Origin of the sequence: Christensenella intestinihominis, assembly GCF_001678845.1 — a bacterium.
GTDB lineage: Bacteria > Bacillota > Clostridia > Christensenellales > Christensenellaceae > Christensenella > Christensenella intestinihominis.
On sequence record NZ_MAIQ01000010.1, the window covers coordinates 1 to 18,168 of the forward strand.

At 53.7% G+C, this 18,168-nt stretch carries 16 protein-coding genes and 1 other annotated feature; of the genes, 1 reads left to right on the forward strand and 15 read right to left on the reverse strand.

Translation table 11 applies throughout. The features are described from left to right. Positions 1 to 87 precede the first annotated feature (87 nt). From BBD38_RS11920 to araD, 12 genes are all read right to left on the reverse strand, one after another. The gene (locus BBD38_RS11920) at positions 88 to 402 is read right to left on the reverse strand and encodes a cell division protein ZapA (protein WP_066688521.1); all 315 of its coding nucleotides are present in this window, start codon (positions 400 to 402) and stop codon (positions 88 to 90) included. A 65-nt stretch (positions 403 to 467) separates the two neighbouring features. Next, a complete protein-coding gene (gene pheT, locus BBD38_RS11925; RefSeq protein ID WP_066688523.1) occupies positions 468 to 2,840 on the reverse strand; it encodes a phenylalanine--tRNA ligase subunit beta in 2,373 nt (790 codons plus the stop codon). 133 nt (positions 2,841 to 2,973) lie between these two features. Then, positions 2,974 to 3,990: a phenylalanine--tRNA ligase subunit alpha gene (gene pheS, locus BBD38_RS11930; RefSeq protein ID WP_066688527.1), complete on the reverse strand. Its 1,017-nt coding sequence runs from the start codon at positions 3,988 to 3,990 to the stop codon at positions 2,974 to 2,976. Positions 3,991 to 4,078: 88 nt separating this feature from the next. Then, entirely contained in the window at positions 4,079 to 4,840 is a 762-nt protein-coding gene (locus BBD38_RS11935; RefSeq protein ID WP_172807835.1) for a TrmH family RNA methyltransferase, read from the reverse strand. 154 nt (positions 4,841 to 4,994) lie between these two features. Next, on the reverse strand, positions 4,995 to 5,354 hold the full coding sequence (rplT, locus tag BBD38_RS11940) for a 50S ribosomal protein L20 (RefSeq protein WP_066688528.1): 360 nt from the start codon (positions 5,352 to 5,354) through the stop codon (positions 4,995 to 4,997). A gap of 27 nt (positions 5,355 to 5,381) precedes the next feature. Further along, positions 5,382 to 5,579, reverse strand: coding sequence for a 50S ribosomal protein L35 (rpmI, locus tag BBD38_RS11945; RefSeq protein WP_066688529.1), 198 nt, complete (start codon positions 5,577 to 5,579; stop codon positions 5,382 to 5,384). Positions 5,580 to 5,624: 45 nt separating this feature from the next. Further along, complete coding sequence (infC, locus tag BBD38_RS11950; RefSeq protein ID WP_066688532.1) at positions 5,625 to 6,137, reverse strand: translation initiation factor IF-3; 513 nt, start codon at positions 6,135 to 6,137, stop codon at positions 5,625 to 5,627. Positions 6,138 to 6,488: 351 nt separating this feature from the next. Continuing rightward, positions 6,489 to 6,614: a sequence feature (ribosomal protein L20 leader region), on the reverse strand. A 140-nt stretch (positions 6,615 to 6,754) separates the two neighbouring features. Beyond that, positions 6,755 to 8,692: a threonine--tRNA ligase gene (gene thrS, locus BBD38_RS11955; protein WP_066688534.1), complete on the reverse strand. Its 1,938-nt coding sequence runs from the start codon at positions 8,690 to 8,692 to the stop codon at positions 6,755 to 6,757. A gap of 65 nt (positions 8,693 to 8,757) precedes the next feature. After that, the gene (locus tag BBD38_RS11960) at positions 8,758 to 10,134 is read right to left on the reverse strand and encodes a GTP pyrophosphokinase (RefSeq protein ID WP_066688537.1); all 1,377 of its coding nucleotides are present in this window, start codon (positions 10,132 to 10,134) and stop codon (positions 8,758 to 8,760) included. A 78-nt stretch (positions 10,135 to 10,212) separates the two neighbouring features. After that, complete coding sequence (nadE, locus tag BBD38_RS11965) at positions 10,213 to 11,412, reverse strand: NAD(+) synthase (protein WP_066688539.1); 1,200 nt, start codon at positions 11,410 to 11,412, stop codon at positions 10,213 to 10,215. After that, entirely contained in the window at positions 11,387 to 12,412 is a 1,026-nt protein-coding gene (locus tag BBD38_RS11970; RefSeq protein ID WP_066688541.1) for a helix-turn-helix transcriptional regulator, read from the reverse strand. The genes nadE and BBD38_RS11970 overlap by 26 nt, the downstream gene beginning before the upstream one ends. Beyond that, positions 12,402 to 13,079: an L-ribulose-5-phosphate 4-epimerase AraD gene (araD, locus tag BBD38_RS11975; RefSeq protein WP_066688544.1), complete on the reverse strand. Its 678-nt coding sequence runs from the start codon at positions 13,077 to 13,079 to the stop codon at positions 12,402 to 12,404. The genes BBD38_RS11970 and araD overlap by 11 nt, the downstream gene beginning before the upstream one ends. Positions 13,080 to 13,253: 174 nt before the next feature. Between araD and BBD38_RS11980 the strand changes: the two genes are divergently transcribed. Then, a complete protein-coding gene (locus BBD38_RS11980) occupies positions 13,254 to 14,465 on the forward strand; it encodes an OFA family MFS transporter (RefSeq protein WP_066688545.1) in 1,212 nt (403 codons plus the stop codon). A gap of 65 nt (positions 14,466 to 14,530) precedes the next feature. On the opposite strand, the gene BBD38_RS11985 is transcribed toward BBD38_RS11980, so the two are convergent. The 3 genes from BBD38_RS11985 to BBD38_RS11995 are packed head-to-tail and all read right to left on the reverse strand — an operon-like array spanning position 14,531 to position 18,147. After that, on the reverse strand, positions 14,531 to 15,658 hold the full coding sequence (locus tag BBD38_RS11985; protein WP_066688546.1) for a substrate-binding domain-containing protein: 1,128 nt from the start codon (positions 15,656 to 15,658) through the stop codon (positions 14,531 to 14,533). 24 nt (positions 15,659 to 15,682) lie between these two features. Next, entirely contained in the window at positions 15,683 to 16,657 is a 975-nt protein-coding gene (locus tag BBD38_RS11990) for an ABC transporter permease (protein ID WP_066688547.1), read from the reverse strand. Between the two features lie 2 nt (positions 16,658 to 16,659). Further along, positions 16,660 to 18,147 (reverse strand): sugar ABC transporter ATP-binding protein, encoded by a 1,488-nt coding sequence (locus BBD38_RS11995; protein ID WP_082989656.1) that lies wholly within the window; start codon positions 18,145 to 18,147, stop codon positions 16,660 to 16,662. Between the last annotated feature and the right edge of the window lie 21 nt (positions 18,148 to 18,168).

The window sequence follows — 18,168 nt, forward strand, 5'->3', positions numbered from 1 at the left end:
CGCCTTTTTTGAACTCCCCCGCGCAGCGGGGGGATTTCGCTTCGCATAAAAAAGCGGGAACCCGCGGTTCCCGCTTCCATTCATATTTTACCGCTTATTGAACGGCGTGGTGCGATTGGCCGTACTTCCGCCCCTTTCAGCGCGTTCCAGCTCTTTCTGTACCCGTTCGAGTTCCTTTTTCGCCGACGCAAGCTCGTCGCTTGTTTTCATATAATCGTCCGCGATATTAAGGGAGGTGAGCATGGCAAGCTGGACGTTGTTGAGGTCTGGGTTGGCCTTTTTAAGCTCAGTCAGTTTTTTGTTGACATGAAGCGCAACCCTGTGGATGTATTCCGCACTGTCCGTCCCGCAAATCGTGTATTCTTTTCCGCCGATACTGACGATTGTTTTTGTTTTTTCCATGCCGCGTCCCTCTCATCCGGGTTTTCTTCTATTATACAACAGGCCCCGGCTTTCCACAAGCCGCATTATTGCCGAAGCTGCGCGCCGAAATCCTTCTCCAGGACCTTCAATATCTTTTTCATGACCGCATCCACTTCCTCGTCGCGCATCGTCGCTTCCGGGCTGCGCATGGTGATGGCATAGGCGACGCTCTTCTTGCCCGCGCCAACCTGCTCGCCGCTGAACACATCGAACAGCTCCACCTTTTCCACGCGCTTGCCGCCCGCTTCCCTCATAACCGCCATGAGGTCGCCCGCGCCGACGTCCGCGTCTACGATTACCGCAAGGTCGCGCGTCGCCGCCGGGAATTTGGGCAGCGCTTTAAACTTGGTCTCCGGCTTTGCCACCGCATACAGTTTTTCAAGGTCAAGCTGCGCGATAACGGCGCGTTCCGGCATATCGAAAACCTTCATGGTATCCGGATGTACGCTGCCCATTACGCCTATTTTTTCTTCCCCCGCGAAAATATCGGCCGAGACGCCCGGATGCAGCCAGGATTCGTTGGCCCGTTGGCAGCGGATTTCCACCCCCGACGTAAGCGCCATGATGTTTTCGACCACGCCCTTCATGTCAAAGAAATCCTTACTGCCGGTCTGTGCCAGCACAAGCATCGGCACCTCGTGCGGGAGCGGCTGCCCATCCTGCGGGAAATAGCCGCGCGATACTTCAAAAAGCTGTACGTTTTCATTTTTCCGGTTTTGGTTCAGGGCCACGACCGAAAGCATATGCGGCACGAGCGTGGTGCGCATCAGGGAGGAATCGTCCCCCAGGGGATTGATGATTTTCACACTCTCGGGCACATCCGCGCCGATCTTTGCATAATCCTGCGGGCCGGTGAACGAATAGGTTACGCATTCAAGGAAGCCCATGTCCTTAAGGTAATCCTTAACGATATCCGTCTTTGCCTCGAAATCCGACATCCGGCCGCGCCGGAGCGCGATCAGCGCATCTGTTTCGGGGATGTTATCGTAGCCGTAAATACGCGCCACTTCCTCCGCAATATCGGCCGCGCCGCAGATATCCCCGCGGAACGCAGGAATTGTGCACACGAGCTCGTCGCCGATGATTCCCGTTTGGATAAATACGCGGTTTAAGTATTGCTGCATTTCCTTTGCGGGAATATCCGTGCCGAGCTTGGCGTTGATACGCGCCGCGTTTACTTTTATTACTTTTTGCTGGAGGTCCTCGTTCAGCACGTCGACCATGCCGCTCGCTACCTTGCCCGCGCCGAGCTCATCCACGAGCGTCAGCGCGCGCTGCATGGCGAACAGCGTCGTGACCGCGTCCACGCCCTTCGAGAAACGCATGGAGCTTTCCGTCGCGAGTCCGAGGCCGCGCGACGTTTGGCGGATATTGCCGTACATGAATTTCGCGGATTCAAACACAACGGTTTTTGTCTGTTCCGTGATTTCCGAATCAAGGCCGCCCATCACGCCCGCAACGCCGATCGGCCCTTCCTTATCGCAAATAAGCAGCATATTTTCCGTGAACGTACGCTCTTTATCGTCGAGCGTCTTCATTTTTTCGCCGTTCTCCGCACGACGCACAATTATTTCGCCGCCGCGTATTTTCGAGGCGTCGAACGCATGCATCGGCTGCCCCGTTTCAAGCATCACAAAGTTTGTGATATCCACGATGTTATTGATGGGACGGATGCCTGCCTCGCGCAGGCGCACCCTGATCCATTCCGGGGAAGGCCCGATTTTAACGTCCGTCACCGCCGCCGCGATATAACGCGTGCACAGGTCGGGCGCCTGGATGTCTACGCTGACCATTTCCTCCGTTTTCGCTTCGTGCTCCCCGTATTTCACTTCCGGCAGGCGGAACGCCGCCTGGTCGGCCGCCGCCGCCTCGCGCGCCGTACCGATGATAGAAAGGCAGTCGGGCCTGTTTGCGCCGACTTCAAAATCAATTACCGTTCCGGAAAGGTTCAGCAGCTCACGGATATCCATTCCCACCTGCGGCTCGCCCGCAAGGATCATGATGCCGTTTACGCCCGCGCCCGGGTAATCCTCTTCCTTTAAATTCAATTCTTCACCCGAGCACAGCATCCCGAATGATTCCACCCCCCGCAGCTTTCCCTTTTTGATCGGGCCCGCCGGGAGCATGGACGGGGCTTTGGCGACCGGGATGTAGGCGCCCTCGAACACGTTGTCCGCCCCCGTAACGATTTGCAGGAGCTCTTCGTCCCCCACGTCGATCATGCAGATTTGCAGCTTGTCCGCATCCGGATGCTTGGTGATTTTTTCGATCCGCCCGACAACCACATTGCGGATATTTTCGCCGAGTTCTACAATTTCTTCCACGCCGTTGCCGGTCATAACCATTTTATCCGCCAGCGTACGTGCGTCTGACTTTACGTCTGCGTAATCGCATATCCATCTATATGGTGCTAACATATATTTATCCTCTTTCTAAAATTCATAGATCAGGGGCCTGCCCTGAAATCCGTTTAAGGCCGCGCCTTAAAAATCCGCCGGGGAAGCCTGTTTCCCCGGGTTCCGAAATGCCCTGCGTTTCCGGAATTCTTTCTCAAACGAACTGCCGCAGGAAACGCGCGTCGTTTTCGTAAAGCAGGCGGATGTCCGTGATGCCGTATTTTGTGTTGGCAAGGCGGTCGATGCCCATACCGAACGCAAAACCGGAATATTCGTTTGAATCGAGGCCGCAGTTCTCAAGCACAACCGGGTTTACAAGCCCGCAGCCGAGGACCTCGATCATGCCCGCGCCCTTGCACGCGCCGCAGCCCTTGCCGCCGCACACCGTGCAGGTTACGTCCACCTCGGCGGACGGCTCCGTGAACGGGAAAAAGCCCGGGCGGAATTTTGTCTTTACATGCTCGCCGTAAAAATTACGGATGAATGTGTTGATCGTTCCCTTGAGGTCGGAAAAGCGGATGTTTTTGCCCACGACAAGGCCTTCCATCTGCATAAACACCGGGGAATGCGTCGCGTCTACGTCGTCCGTGCGGAACACGCGGCCCGGGCACACCATGCGGATGGGCGGTTTTTGGGAGAGCATCGTGCGCACCTGCACCGGCGAGGTATGGGTGCGGAGGACGACGTCCTCGCTCACATAAAACGTATCCTGCATATCGCGGGCGGGATGGTTTTTTGGGATATTCAAAAGCTCAAAGTTATATTCGTCGAGCTCTACCTCCGGCCCTTCCGTTATATCAAAGCCCATGCTGAGGAAGATATCCCGCACCTCGCGGTATACCTGCGTCAGCGGATGAAGCGCGCCAAGCTCCTGCTTTTTTCCGGGCAGCGTGATATCGATCCGTTCCGCCGCAAGCTTTTCCGCGCTTTCCTTTTTTGTAATTTCTTCCAGGGCCCGGGCCAGCGATTCCTCCACGGCTTTTCTTGCCGCGTTGACCGCCTGCCCGAACGCCGGGCGTTCCTCCCCCGGAAGCGTGCCCATTTGCTTCATCAGCATCGTGATCTCGCCTTTTTTTCCGAGATATTTCACGCGAATGCCGTCAAGCTGCGCGCTCGACTGCGCCGAGGCAATTTCGCCCTGCGCCTTTGCTACGATCTGCTCACATTCCATTCTGTTTTCCTCTCAACTATACGCAATATTTTAAATATTTTTATCAACAACAATATCAGCGGGCGCGGGCCGGGATACCGTGTGCGCGTCAATCCTTGAGCGCGCGCCGCACATCATACATCATTATACCCGCCGCGACGCTTGCGTTCAAGCTTTCCGCCTGCCCATACATGCGAATTTTGTACAGCACGTCGCTCAGGGCCGCCACTTCGTCCGAAATGCCCCGCGCTTCGTTGCCCACGACTACGCACGCCGCCGTAAGCCCCCCGGAAAGTTCGTCGCTGCCCCGTAGCGAACCGGACACGATTTTTATCCCGTCCGAGCGGAGCTCCGTAAGGCGCTTTTTTAAATCGCACACCTCGATCGGCACATGGAAGGCGCTGCCCATTGCCGCGCGCTGTGCCTTGGGGCCGTAAAAATCCGCGCTGGTTTCCGAAATAAACACGCCGTCAGCGCCTGCCGCATCCGCCGTGCGGATGATCGTCCCCAAATTTTTGGGGTCGTTCACATCGTCGAGCGCCACATAAAACTTCCCGCCAAAATCGGGCAGGTTTTCCTGCTTTTTCAGGCAGGCAAGCTCTTTCGGCGGCGATTTTGTGTCCGCAATCTGCTGTACTATTTCATATGGTACAGTTATTATTTTTGCATTGTGATGGTCTGCAAACCGCATAACAGCGCTATTTTTATCCGCAGTGACGATGCATTCAATTTCCTGGCCCGAGGCGATTGCCTCTTCGATGGTTTTCATGCCCTCGATGATATATAAGCCCTGCTCGTCCCGCGATTTTTTGCGTTTCAGGGACTTCAGCATCTTGATATATTCGTTGGAATGACTCGTAATCTCTTTCACCGTACAGCTCCTTCCGTGGAAAATAACGCGGCCGCATAAACTGCGTTTCCCGCGCCATGGCATGGCCTGCGGGGGTGAATTCCTTCCGCGCCGTGCGCGATCATAAAAAATGGGGATAGTACTTAGCCTACTACCCCCATCACGCGTTTCTTGTTTACGCCTGCACTTTTTTCTTCGCTGTTTCAGCAAGCTGCTTGAATGCAACTTTGTCGCTCACAGCCATATCAGCCAGTACTTTTCTGTTCAGATCGATCCCGTTTTGTTTGAGACCGTTCATAAACTGGGAATAGCTGATGCCGTTCTGCCGTGCTTCCGCATTGATCCGCACGATCCACAGCCGACGCATGTCACGCTTTTTAAGCTTGCGGCCGGTGTATGCATAGTGCATCGATTTCATGACCTGCTGTTTTGCGGATTTATATTGCTTGGATTTCGCTCCAAAATAACCTTTTGCGAGTTTAAATACTTTCCTGCGCTTTTTATGCGAGCTTACCGCTCTTTTTACTCTTGCCATTTTCTAAACCTCCTCGTTTTTTTCCGCTTACTTATACGGGATCAGAACTCTTACGTTCTTCTGCTCTGCCTTGCTGATATAAGTACCCTTGCGGAGATTTCTTTTCCTCTTGGAGGATTTCTTATTCAATATGTGGCTTTTGTACGCTTTGGCTCTTTTCACTTTTCCCGACTTTGTGAGGCTGAATCTCTTTGCCGCGCCCCTGTGTGTCTTCATCTTAGGCATCTTGACGCCCTCCTTCTGTATAAAAACTTTTCGTTTGGCACTCTTTTACTGCGCTTTCGGGGACAGGATCATGAACATGCTCCGGCCTTCCATTTTCGCATTTTTCTCGACCGCGGCAACGTCCCCGAGCATTTCGAGGAACATCTCCATTACCTGACGGCCCTGATCCGTATGGGAAAGCTGACGGCCACGGAAACGAATGGAGATTTTTACCTTGTCTCCCGCTTCCAAAAATTTCTTGACATTTTTGGCCTTGACTTCCATATCGTGCTTATCAATCGTGGCGGAAAGGCGCATTTCCTTCAGGGTGATGACCTTCTGGTTCTTCTTTGCTTCCTTCTGCCGCTTATTCTGTTCAAAGCGGTATTTGCCGTAATCCATGAGTTTGCACACAGGCGGCTTCGCCTTGGGCGAAATGTTGACAAGGTCGAGGTCGGCCTCGTCCGCCAGTTTCTGCGCCTCCCGTGAAGACATCACGCCAAGCTGGCTTCCGTCTTCGGCAACTAACCTTACTTCCGGTTCTCTGATCTGCTCGTTGATGAGCGGTTCGTTTGCGATTGGTTTTTCCTCCCTTTTCGTCGAAAGCCGTCCTCTTGCTCGCTACGCGCTTTGCGCGCAGCTTCGCTGGTTCGGGCGTCTTTCTCCTCTTCCCCACAAAACTCACTTCGTTGGAGTTTCGCGGGGGCCCCTTTTTCACGCCTTTTACTTCGTTCCGCCCTTCGGGCGGAATCTCGTCTTTCGCGCAGTTGCTCCTGCCGCTTCGCGGCATCCCTTCGATTTGCCAAGCGCACTTCGCTTTGCTCGTGTCCTTGGAATCTCACCTATCTTCCCCATGCGACCCGCTTCGCCGGGCTCACACGGGGGCCCCTTTTCCCGGCTTAGTACCCGGGCTTTGCTGTCTTCGCTTCCGCCTGATAAAAAAAGCGGGCAGCATACGCCACCCGCAAAAATACCAACAAATACATCATCTGTTCGTTATTTGACCGTGCACACCTTTGCGTGCAGGTGAGAAGCGGGCAGCTTCTGCTTTGTTTTAACTCTATTAATATACCACGCCGCTTTACGGCGTGTCAAGCCGCAAATCCAAGTAATGATGAATAAATAAACAAGGTATGCGCACGGCGCACGATGAAACCTCCCGGCAAAGCCGGACCTTTTGCTTATGGACGGTTTCCTCAGAAAATTTCCTTGTCGCGGTCCTGCCGCACCGCCATCTCGAGGAACTCATCCCGGCTCATATTGCCAATTTCGCCTTCGCCGCGGCGGCGCACCGCAAAGGTGCCGTCCGCAACCTCTTTTTCACCGGCAACGAGCATATATGGAATACGTTCGTTGCGCGCTTCACGGATTTTATAACCGATCTTTTCCTGACGGTCGTCCACCGTGACGCGCAGGCCCGCGCTCCGGAGGCGCTGGGCGTATTCATGGCAATAAGGCATGGCCCCTTCCGTAATGTTCATCAGCCGGACCTCCTCGCTCATCATCCACATGGGGAGCGCCCCCGCATACTTCTCGATCAGCATGGCGAGCGTGCGCTCGTAGCAGCCGATGGACGAACGGTGGATGATGTACGGCGTTTTTTTCTGGCCGTCCCTGTCCACATAGGTCATCTGGAACCGTTCCGCCAGCGAAAAATCGATCTGGATGGTGAAAAGCGTATCTTCCTTGCCGAATACATTTTTGAACTGGATATCAAGCTTCGGCCCGTAGAACGCCGCCTCGCCCTCTTCTTCCGTATAGTCAAGGCCGGTATGGTCGAGAATGTTGCGCATCGCATCCTGGACGCGCTCCCACTCCTCCGCGTCGCCGACATACTTATCACGGTCGTTCGGGTCCCACTTGGAGAAACGGTAATATACGTCGTTCTCAATGCCGAGCACCTTCATATTGTACTTAATCAGGTCGAGAACGCCCATGAATTCTTCTTCAAGCTGCTCGGGCGTGCAGATAATATGGCCTTCCGCAAGCGTAAACTGGCGCACGCGGATCAGGCCGTGCATTTCGCCGGAGGCCTCGTTGCGGAACAGGGTCGAGGTTTCCCCATAGCGGATGGGAAGGTCTTTATAGGAATGATGCTCCGCATTATAAATCGTATACTGGAAGGGGCAGGTCATGGGCCGAAGCGCAAGCACTTCGTCGTCCTTTTCCTCGTCTCCCAGCACAAACATCCCCTCTTTATAATGGTCCCAGTGCCCGGAAATTTTATACAGGTCGCTCTTGGCCATATACGGCGTTTTGGTGAGCACATAGCCGCGGCGTTCCTCTTCATCCTCCACAAAGCGCTGCAAAAGCTGGATCGTCTTTGCGCCTTTGGGCATAAGGAGCGGCAGGCCCTGCCCGACAATGGGGCTGGTGGTGAAATAGTGCAGCTCGCGCCCGAGCTTGTTATGGTCGCGCTCTTCCGCCTCTTTCTGCTGTTTCAGATAGGCGTCAAGCTCCTGCTGTGACGGGAACGCGATGCCATAAATGCGGTGCAGCATTTTGTTTTTTTCGTCGCCGCGCCAATACGCCCCTGCCGTCCGCAGGAGCTTCGGGACCCGCACCTTGCCCGTGCCGGACGCGTGGGGGCCTGCGCACAGGTCGGTAAAATCACCCTGCTCGTAAAAGCTCAGCACCGCGTCTTCCGGGAGGTCTTCAATCAGCTCTACTTTATAGGGCTCGCCCGCATCCTTCATTTTCCCGATCGCTTCCGCGCGCGGGAGGGTATATTTGGTGAGCGGAATGTTTTCCGCCACGATCTTTTTCATCTCTTTTTCGATCTTCGCGAGGTCTTCGTTGGTAAACGGTTTTTCCGTATCAAAATCATAATAAAAGCCGTTATCCGTCGCCGGGCCGATTGCCAGCTTCGCGTCGGGGTACAGGCGCTTCACCGCCTGCGCGAGCACATGGGACGCCGTATGCCAAACCGCCTTTTTGCCCTCTTCGTCGCCGAACGTCAGGATTTCGAGCGTCGCGCCGTCGGCGGGAACCGTGTCAAGCCCCGTGACCGTACCGTCCACTTTTGCCGCAACTGCGGATTTGCCCAGTTTTTGACTCAACTCTTTTGCAATTTCAAGAGCGGTCATGCCATCCTTGAATTCTTTGACGCTGCCGTCAGCCAGTTTGATTTTCATTGCCTTTCTGTCCTCTTTTTCTAATAGTTATTGTCCTTACATCTTACTTCCATAGGGGGCCTTTGTCAATTTCGCGTCTCCAGGTTGACGCTGTTGTTGAGGTACAGGAAGTAAATGGATTTTTCCTTGTTCCAGTCCGGATTGTCTTTAATGATGTTTGCCACCGTCTTTTTAAGGGCGCGCGTCATTTCGACGATGCCGTCCTCGTGCAGCAGCGTGATATCCGCATGGCGGCGGAACACATAGCCCATTTCCGAGAGCAAATCGGCCTTGATTTTTTTCGCCGTTTCCGCCGGGAACACCTCTTCGAGGCGGTGCAGCCCGGAATTGGCCGTGAGTCTGCCCTTATAGTACCGGATAAACGTTTCGAGCGCATCGATCTTGCTGCCGCGCTCGAGCTCAAACAGGATCATGCAGTAAAGATGCCAGTTGAAATCCACGTTCATCAGCTTTTGGATCGTCGTTCCGACCGTGTCGATAAAGGGATCGCCCGTATCGAATTCGTGCTCGAGCTGGAGCGATTCGCGGAAATTGATTTCCTCGCCCGTCATTGTGCCCGTGATGTAAAACATTTCCGTCATGACGCGCCCGTAATCTTCCATCTGCGCGGCGTTATTGACAATAAAGATATAGTCCACAATGCTGTCGCAGCTGTCCTTGAACTGTACGACAAAACCGAGGTCGTTTTTCATCTTCCGCGCGATGGTATCGTGGATCAGCTTGCTGATAATATTCTGGATATTTTCCTTCCGGTAGTGAAGCTTGGAGCTGTTGTCGCGTTTATAGCGCTTATAGAGCACGTGCAGCTGGTGGTCGACCAGGTTAAGGTTCTCCTTGATGGACACCATATTCTCGATGACTTGCTGTTCCACCATAAAGTAGGAAGGGTTCTTATAGATGATTTTATGCTCGATATCGCCCCAGAACATATTGACCATGGACTTGATCTGCACTTCAAAATTCACGCGGACTTCGTCTTCTTCCCCCTTGTGGTCTTCGTAGCGCGCGTCGACCTTATAAATATCAAAGCCGTTTTTCTGCTTGGCAGGCTGTTTTTCATTCAGCTTGAAGCGCATCTTGGGGAATTTTTCATTGTAATAAAAAATCTGGTCGTCCGTCTTGTTGAAAAGCTTCAGCATCAGCGAATACACATAGGCTTCGTCGTCGTTGAATTTGCACTCGATCCGCAGGCCGATGATATCCTGGATGTTGGCGACGATTTCCTCTTTTGTGGTGTGCAGCCTGTAATAGCTGTTGCGGATCAATTTTTCCCGCACGCTTTCCGGCTCCTTGACACGGTAGGAAACATTGAGCGTGTATTCCGAATTCTTGCACACCACGTCTTCCATCATATGCTTTAAGTCGTGCGCGATATTTTTGTATTTATATTGTATGGTCTCGTAATAGTCGACCACTTCGTCCACATATTTAAAAATATCCATAGCAACCCCTTTTATAAATGAACATTGTATGCGCCTGCGGCGCATGATTCTTTATTGGTGAAACCAAACCATTCACGATCACCCGTTACTTTTCCCTTGCTTTATTTTTGTTAAGCAATCCTTCAGCAGAGTCACCTGGTACCTGCTGTTCATCAGGTGCAGGAGGATGCGCTGGAAGGTCTCGTCCACCTTGCCGGAAACCACTACGTCCATTTCAAGGTTGTGCGCGAGCCTGCCGTACGCTTCGTTTACGCCGCCGTCCCCATCGGGCACAAAACAGTTGTAGCGGGACAGGGGCGTGTTGACCGTCTTTTTAATCTCCCTGTAAAACGCATCCGCAAGCGCCCCGCTTGTTACATAGAGGACGTTCTGCCCGGGATGCGCGTTGATATAGCCGATTGTGGAATTTAAAACGCGTTCCTCGGCGACGGCCCCGATATGGATGTGGGTGACCGGTTTTTGGCTGCAATATTCGTCCTTCAGCGACGCCGCCATCGCGCGCTTGTGCATGGAACGGCCGTATGCCGCCTCGAGCTTTTCGCGCGCGTCATCCGGGATAACATTTCCTTTCAGGTACGCACAGATATCCGCATAGCGGATGCCGAGCTCTTCCTCGTCCGTGGCCGAGATGCCGAGCCCCGCTGCGGGCTGCTTTTGGAGAACCGCCTGCGGCGCGCCGTACGTCTTTGCCATTTCGTAAATATCGTCTTTCACGAGCTCCTGCAGCGGATTGAAGTCGCTGCCGCCGTCGCCGTATTTGGTGTAGAACCCGGTGACCGCCTCTGTGGCGTGGTCCGTCCCCGCGACGAGCATGCCCTTTGCCAGCGCATACTGGTACATCATCCGCAGACGCGGCTGGAGGTTCCCCAGCGTATAGGCGTCCTGCGAAAAGCCCTGCGCGTCTTTGAGGTCATTGACCGCGCCCGCATAACCACCCGCAATGGAGACCGTATCGCATATTGTCTGCGGATTAAGCTTCATGATCTGGCGGGCGCAGGCCTCGGCATCCGCAAAATCGCCCTGCACGCCGTTCGGCAGGAGCACGATGTACATTTGTTTGCCTTCCGCAGCACACGCCTCCGCACACAGGGAAGCGCAAAGGAAGCTGTCTACCCCGCCGGACACGCCGAGCACCACGCCCTTTGCGTTTGCCCGGTTCAGATACCTGCGGACAAAGTCCACCGTCTGCGCTTTTTTGGCCGCGATATATTCTTCCTGTTCCTGATTATCACGCTTGAAATCAGGAGAAATGTCATTTAAAATCTGACGCTGTTTCATCAATCGATTGCTCCTCTCTGTACAAAGCGCCCATGCGCCCTATTTCCTCTTTCAGGTCCCGTTTCAGTCCCTCCGGCGCCAGCACCTCGGCCTCGCCGCCAAAGGAAAGCAGCCAGCTTTTGATATCCGGCGTGACCGCCGCCTTTTTTTCAAACAGCACCGCGCCGCCGTCGTCTGTGAGGCGGTCGGCCTTGCGCGCATGGTATTCCTTTACAAGCCGGGCGGCATCCCCCGTGAACCTGACCCGGATGTCTTCAAGTTCCTCGCCCGCCAGCTTATCGAACCGCGTTTTGCGGTATTCCTCATAAAAACGCCGGGGCACGGTAAAGGTTTCCGCGAGGAGTTCCGCGTCTTCAATGCGCGAGACGCGCAAGTCGCGCACCGCCCCCCGCAGGTGGCAGAAGCCAATACTGTGCCAGCATCCTTCGCGCACCTCGAGCACATAGGGATCGAACACCCGTTCCGCCGTTTCGCCCGAGGAAAAGGAATGGTAGCGGAGCCGGAGGCTGTGCGACGTTTCGAGGGCTTCCTGCACAAGGGCGAGGATTTCTTCGTCCGTTTCGCTGTCCGCGGCCGTTTCGGGAACGATCTTAATCATCTTTTCCACGTTTTCCATGGCGCTGCGCGAAAGCTCGGGCAGTTTTCCCAGAATCCGCCGGACAATTTTAAGCGCGTCCTTTGCCATGCTGAGGGATTCGTAAGTTTTCAGCACCTGCTGCGTAAAATACAGCGACACAACCTCGGCCATGGAAAAATCCATATCCGAAAGCGCGTATTTGTCCGCCTTGTATACGAGCTTTCCGCCCACTTCTTCCTCATACACAAAGAAGTTCTGCGAGATATAATCCATATCGCGCGCCACCATACGCCGCGTCGCGTCGATATCCGCCATGCGCTTGAGGCTGTCGATAATTTCATTGATGGTATATCCGCTTTTCCGCTGCGAGAGCAGCGACAGGATGAAAAGCTGGCGTTCCGTGGAGGTGGATTTATTGCTCATTCTTCCCTCCCTGCTTTCTCTGCACGTGCTTTTCAATCAGGTATTTGTTCATATCCGCGTCCGTATTGAGACGCAGGGTGTAGAACGCCATTTCCGCCACATACTCGAGCGCCACCGCGTTATCCACCGCGTCGGGGATATTCCTTCCCCATACGAAGGGCCCGTGGCTTTTAACGAGGATTGCGGGCGTCGTCATCGGGTCTTTCAGGGTGAACGCATCCGCAATGATACGGCCCGTATTTTTTTCGTAATCCTTTGCGATTTCCTCCGGGCGCATGGTACGGGTGACCGGGATATCGTATTTAAAGTAATCCGCATGCGCGGTGCCGAGGTTTGGGATGCTCTTCCCCGCCTGCGCAAACACCGTCGCCCATTTGGAATGGGTATGCGCGACGCTCATGACCTGGGGGAACGCCTTGTAAATCTCGAGGTGCGTAAACAGGTCCGAAGAAGGCGTTTGCAGGCCTTCGAGGATTTTCCCTTCCATATCGCACACGATCAGGTCGTCCGGCCGCAGCTGCGCGAAAGCGGTACGGCGGGGTTTAATGGCAACATAACCCGTGCGCTCGTCCCTCGCGGAAATATTCCCCCAGCGCAAAGTGACGAGGCCGTTTTTCGCAAGCTCCTGGTTTGCCTTATATACTTCTATTTTAAGTCCTTCCAGCATTTCGGTTTCTTATCCTCTTTCATGCCGCGGCCGTTTCCCGGTTTATAAAACCGTCCGCCGCCTCATACCTATTTTACATCCTGCCGCATAAATCCACAAGTACAGCGTTGATTTTCACGGTAAAATCGTATACTATTATGTTAATACATTAAAATCCGTTTGGAGGGTTTTCCCATGGGCAAAAAACAGAATAAGGCATTGCCGCTTGTCGCGGGGGCGGTCATTCAGCTGTGCATCGGAATCATCTATATCTGGAGCATTTTTCAGCCTTCCGTGATGGAATATTATTCCTGGAGCGCGGCGGACGCATCCGTCACGTTTTCCATCATGCTCGCCACCTTTGTGCTTGGCATCGTGCTCGGCGGGAGGATCAACGATAAGAAAGGGCCCCGGCCCGTGGTGTTTCTCGGCGGCATCCTGTTTTGCGCGGGCATCTTCCTGTCGTCCCTTGTGCCGCAGGATATGCCGCAGCTGATCTGGCTGTTTTACGGCGGAATTGCGGGCTTCGGCGTGGGCGCGGCCTATACCTCCACGATTTCATGCGCGCAAAAATGGTTTATGGACAAAAAGGGATTTGCAACGGGAGTGATCGTGTGCACCTTCGGCGCGTCCACGGTTGTGTTTACCCCCGTCGCGAACACGCTTTTAAAAAGCGTAGGGGTCTCGCAGACCTTCCTTACGCTGTCCCTTATCTTCCTCGCCGTGATCCTGATTTTCGGCTGGTTCGTAAAAAATCCTTCCAAGGAATACATGGACCGGTTTGAGACGCGGCTGCCCGACCTTTCCGCGCAAAAGCAGTACACGCCCGGCGAGGTCCTCAAAACGAAATACTATTACTTTATCTTCCTCAGCATGCTGCTCCTGACCCCGGCATATTTTATTATCAATCCGTTGCTGAAATCCCTGGGAGAGCTTCGCAGCCTTACCGAGGCCGCGGCGCTGGCCGGCGTTATGGCGACGGGTATGGCGTCCGCAGCGGGAAGGCTGCTTGCCCCGTGGCTGTCCGACCGGCTCGGGCGCAGGAACGTATTGTTCCTGCTTTACGGGATCACGCTTGTGAGCATACTGCTGCTGACCTTTGCGCAGAGCTATTTCTTCATCGTCCTGATCGCGCTCGTTTCGTTTGCATTCGGCGGAAGCGCGGGCGTATACCCGGCCGTGACCGCCGATTATTTCGGCATCAAAAACAACGGCGTGAATTATGGGCTGGTTATGATCGCGTTTGCGGTTTCGGGGCTGCTTTTCCCCGCGATTGCAAAGGTTGTGACGCCGGGCGGCATCCCAACGGCATGGACGTTCCTCGTTCCCGCCATTGCCGCGGTTGCGGGTATCCTGATAACGGTGGCGCTGAAAAAGGACAAGGCAAAAAAAGAAAGCATATCCTGAGGATAGTAAAAGCCCCGCCGCAACCTCTTTGCGGCGGGGCTTTTTGTTATTGATAAACTGCAAACTCAATACTGCGAATTTTCGTCGTAATAATCCGCTGCGTTTTCCGAGGTGATCGTATCTGCGGCAAAGATAATTTCACGCGGAATCGATTTTTCCCACAGGTCGCTCATGCCCTTGTCCTGCGCCATGAGCTGCGCCAGTTCGACTGCGCTGCCGCCCTGGAGCGGGGAATAGAAGAAGGTCGCCGCCATTAACGGATCGTTGTCCATCAATGCTTCGAGGACACTTTTATTCCCGCCAACTCCCGTTACAAACATTTCGCTTTCGCGGCCCGCATTCTTAATTGCCGTAATACAGCCGAGCGCCTGTTCGTCGTCTTCCGAATAGACCGCGTCGATCTGCGGCTGGGCCTGGAGGATGTTTTCCATTTCTTTCATGGCAGGCTCGCGGGCAAAATTACCATTTCCTGTCGCGATGATTTTGATATCCGGATAATTTGCCGCCAGCGTTTCCTCGAAGCCTTCCGTGCGTTCCGTGGTAATTGCGCTCGGCGCCGCCTGCATCATAACGACATTCCCTTTTCCGTTCAGGCGCTGGCCGATATAATGCGCCGCCGAGATACCTACAACCCTGTCGTCCCCGCGGATATAGGAATCATACTTCGTGCTTTCAATTCCCCTCGTAAGGATCATGAGCGGAATCCCCTGCTCTTTGACCTGTTCCGCAATGGGCGTTAAGGGCGCGGATTCGATGGGGAAAATGACCATTGCGTCGGGCTCCTTGGTTAAAAGGTCTTCCACATCCGAAACCTGCTTGGCCGGATTGTTGGCTGTGGTGACGGTAATCTCGAATTTCCCGGACTCATTGGCTTTCTTGGCCTGCTGCTGCGCATTGTCGATGATCGCGGCAACCCACTGGTTGTCCGGCGCCGGAACCGATACGCCGATGACATACTTGTCGCCGTTTTTAGGCGGCTTTACGGCATCGCCCGTCCCGGCGGCTTCCGCCGGGGCCGCTTCACCCGTATCCGCCGTCTCCTGCACGGCCTGCGTTTCCGCCGCCTGTTGGCCTTCCGCAGCAGTCGTGCCCGCCGCCGATTCCGCCGCCGTATCCGCCGAGCAGCCGACTACGCCCAGGACCATAATACCCGCAAGGATTGCCGTAAGAATTGTTTTCCATACTCTTTTCATAATCTTCCTCCTGAAATATTTATTTTATTTGCCTCTTTTTTGAAGCAAAACCGCGATCAGAATAATAATGCCTTTCACCGCGCCGTTCAGATACGGCGAAATATTCATCAGGTTCATGATGTTCCCGATAATGCCGAGGATAATGATTCCGACCACCGTGCCGATGATCGTACCTTTGCCGCCCGTGAGCGGCGTTCCGCCGATAATAACGGCGGCTATCGCGTCCATTTCATAGTAAAGGCCCGAGGACGCCGAGCTTACGGAAGCAAGGCGCGCCGTCTCGATCACGGCGGCTATCGAGACCGTAAGGCCAATCAACATATACGTAAGGATTTTGATCTTATCCACCTTGATGCCCGAATAAACCGCCGTCGTTTCGCTGCCGCCGACGGAGAACACATAGCGCCCGAATTTTGTTTTTTGCAGCATAAAATGGCAAACCAGGATCGCCGCAAGGAAAATAAGCACCGGAATTGGAATCGGCCCGATTTTCCCGTTCCCGATAATCGTAAAATCAGAGGATGCGTCCCCGATAATGCTCGATCCGTCGGAGAGGAAAATGACCAGGGACCGCGCGATTGTCATTGTGGCCAGCGTTACGATAAACGGCGCGAGCTTTGCTTTCGCAATAATGAAACCGTTTGCCGCGCCGATCGCCATACCTACTCCGCACCCGGCAAGAATGCTGAGGAAAATCGGGACGCCCTCATTCTGGAGCAGCAGAATAATAACGCCGCATACCGCAAGGACCGACCCGACCGAAAGGTCAATCCCGCCCGAAATAATAACGAACGTCATCCCCAGCGCAATGATCCCTACAATAGAGGTTTGCCGGAGGATATTGAAAATATTGGTTTGCGTCATAAACTGCGGGCTTGCTATCGCGGCAAAAATAAGCAGTACAATCAGCGCAAATACATAGCCGTGGTCTTTCCACAGGCTTTTGAAGCCTTTCATCAGAATATTGTCCTTTTTTAAAACAGTATCTTTGTATTCCATGGTTATCCCCTTTCTATCCCCGTGGCCATCATCATGATCCGTTCCTCCGTCGCTTCTTCGTTTGAAAGCTCGCCGCGTAATTCTCCCTGGTACATAACGGCAATCCGCTGGCAGGTCTCCAGAAGCTCGGGCAGGTCGGACGAAATAATCATAACCGCTTTTCCTTCCCGGGTAAGTTTATTGATATAGGCGTAAATTTCTTTGCGCGCACCAATATCCACACCGCGTGTCGGTTCGTCAAAAATGAAAATGTCCGCATCTCCCGCCGCCCATTTTCCAAAGACCACCTTTTGCTGGTTTCCGCCTGAAAGACCGATGACCTCGTCCCGTTCGGACGCATATTTTATCCTCAGTGCCTGCTGCATATCTTTGGTAATTTGTTTCTCTTCCCGCTTGTCGATGATCGGCGTTTTTGTTTTGATGTGCCTGATGACCGTCATGTTTTCCATGATGCTCCGCTCGGGGAAAAGGCCGCTGCCCCTCCTGTCCTCCGTAGCAAAAGCGATCCTGCGTGCAATGGCTTCGGATGGGGTTTTGATTTCTACTTTTTCCCCGTTAATGAACAGCTCGCCCGTTTCCTTCGGCCTGATGCCGAAGATCGCTTCGGCAAGCTCGCTGCGTCCCGCGCCGACCAGGCCATAGAAGCCGAGCGTCTCTCCGGTGTAGAGTGTGAAACTCACATCCTTTACCATATTGCCGCTTGTAATATGCTCCGCCCGGAAAATTTCCTTTTTGCTTTGTCCGTCCGCGCGTTCCACCTTGTTTGGTTCGATATCCCGGCCGACCATCAGTTTCGCAATATCCCGTTCGGATATATCGGCTGTGTTTACGGTCGCAATTTTTTCGCCGTCCCGCAGGATTGTGATCCGGTCGCATATTTCTTTGATTTCCGGGAGCCTGTGCGAAATGTAGATTACGCTCACTCCTGCGGCTTTCAATTTCCCGATCAGTGAATAAAGAATGTCTACCTCGTTTTTGGTAAGCACGGCCGTGGGCTCGTCCATAATAATCAGTTCCGCGTTGAATGAAATGGCTTTGATAATTTCCACAATTTGCTTTTGGGCAATGCTCAAATTCCGCACTTTTTCGGCCGGGTCAATGTGCTCCGCTTCCTGGAGAAGCTCTGCCGTGCGGCTGACCATTTCTTTTTCATTGAGCACCATGCCCTTCTTTACTTTTTCACGGTTCAAAAAAATGTTTTGCGCAACGGTAAGCTCGTTCAGCAGGTTCAGTTCCTGGAAAATCATCGATATCCCGAGCCTCTGTATTTGCTGTACGCTCATGCCGGTTACCGGCTGCCCCTTAAATGTAATGTCGCCGCTGTCCCTTTCATAAATTCCGGTCAGTATTTTCATCAGGGTCGATTTACCGGCGCCGTTTTCGCCACACAATGCGTGGACTTCGCCTTTTTCTACGGATAAATCGACATTTTTCAGTACCGGAATCCCGTGAAAACTCTTATTGATGCGCTGCATTTCCAGAATGGCCAATTTCAATCCCTCCTTTTTATT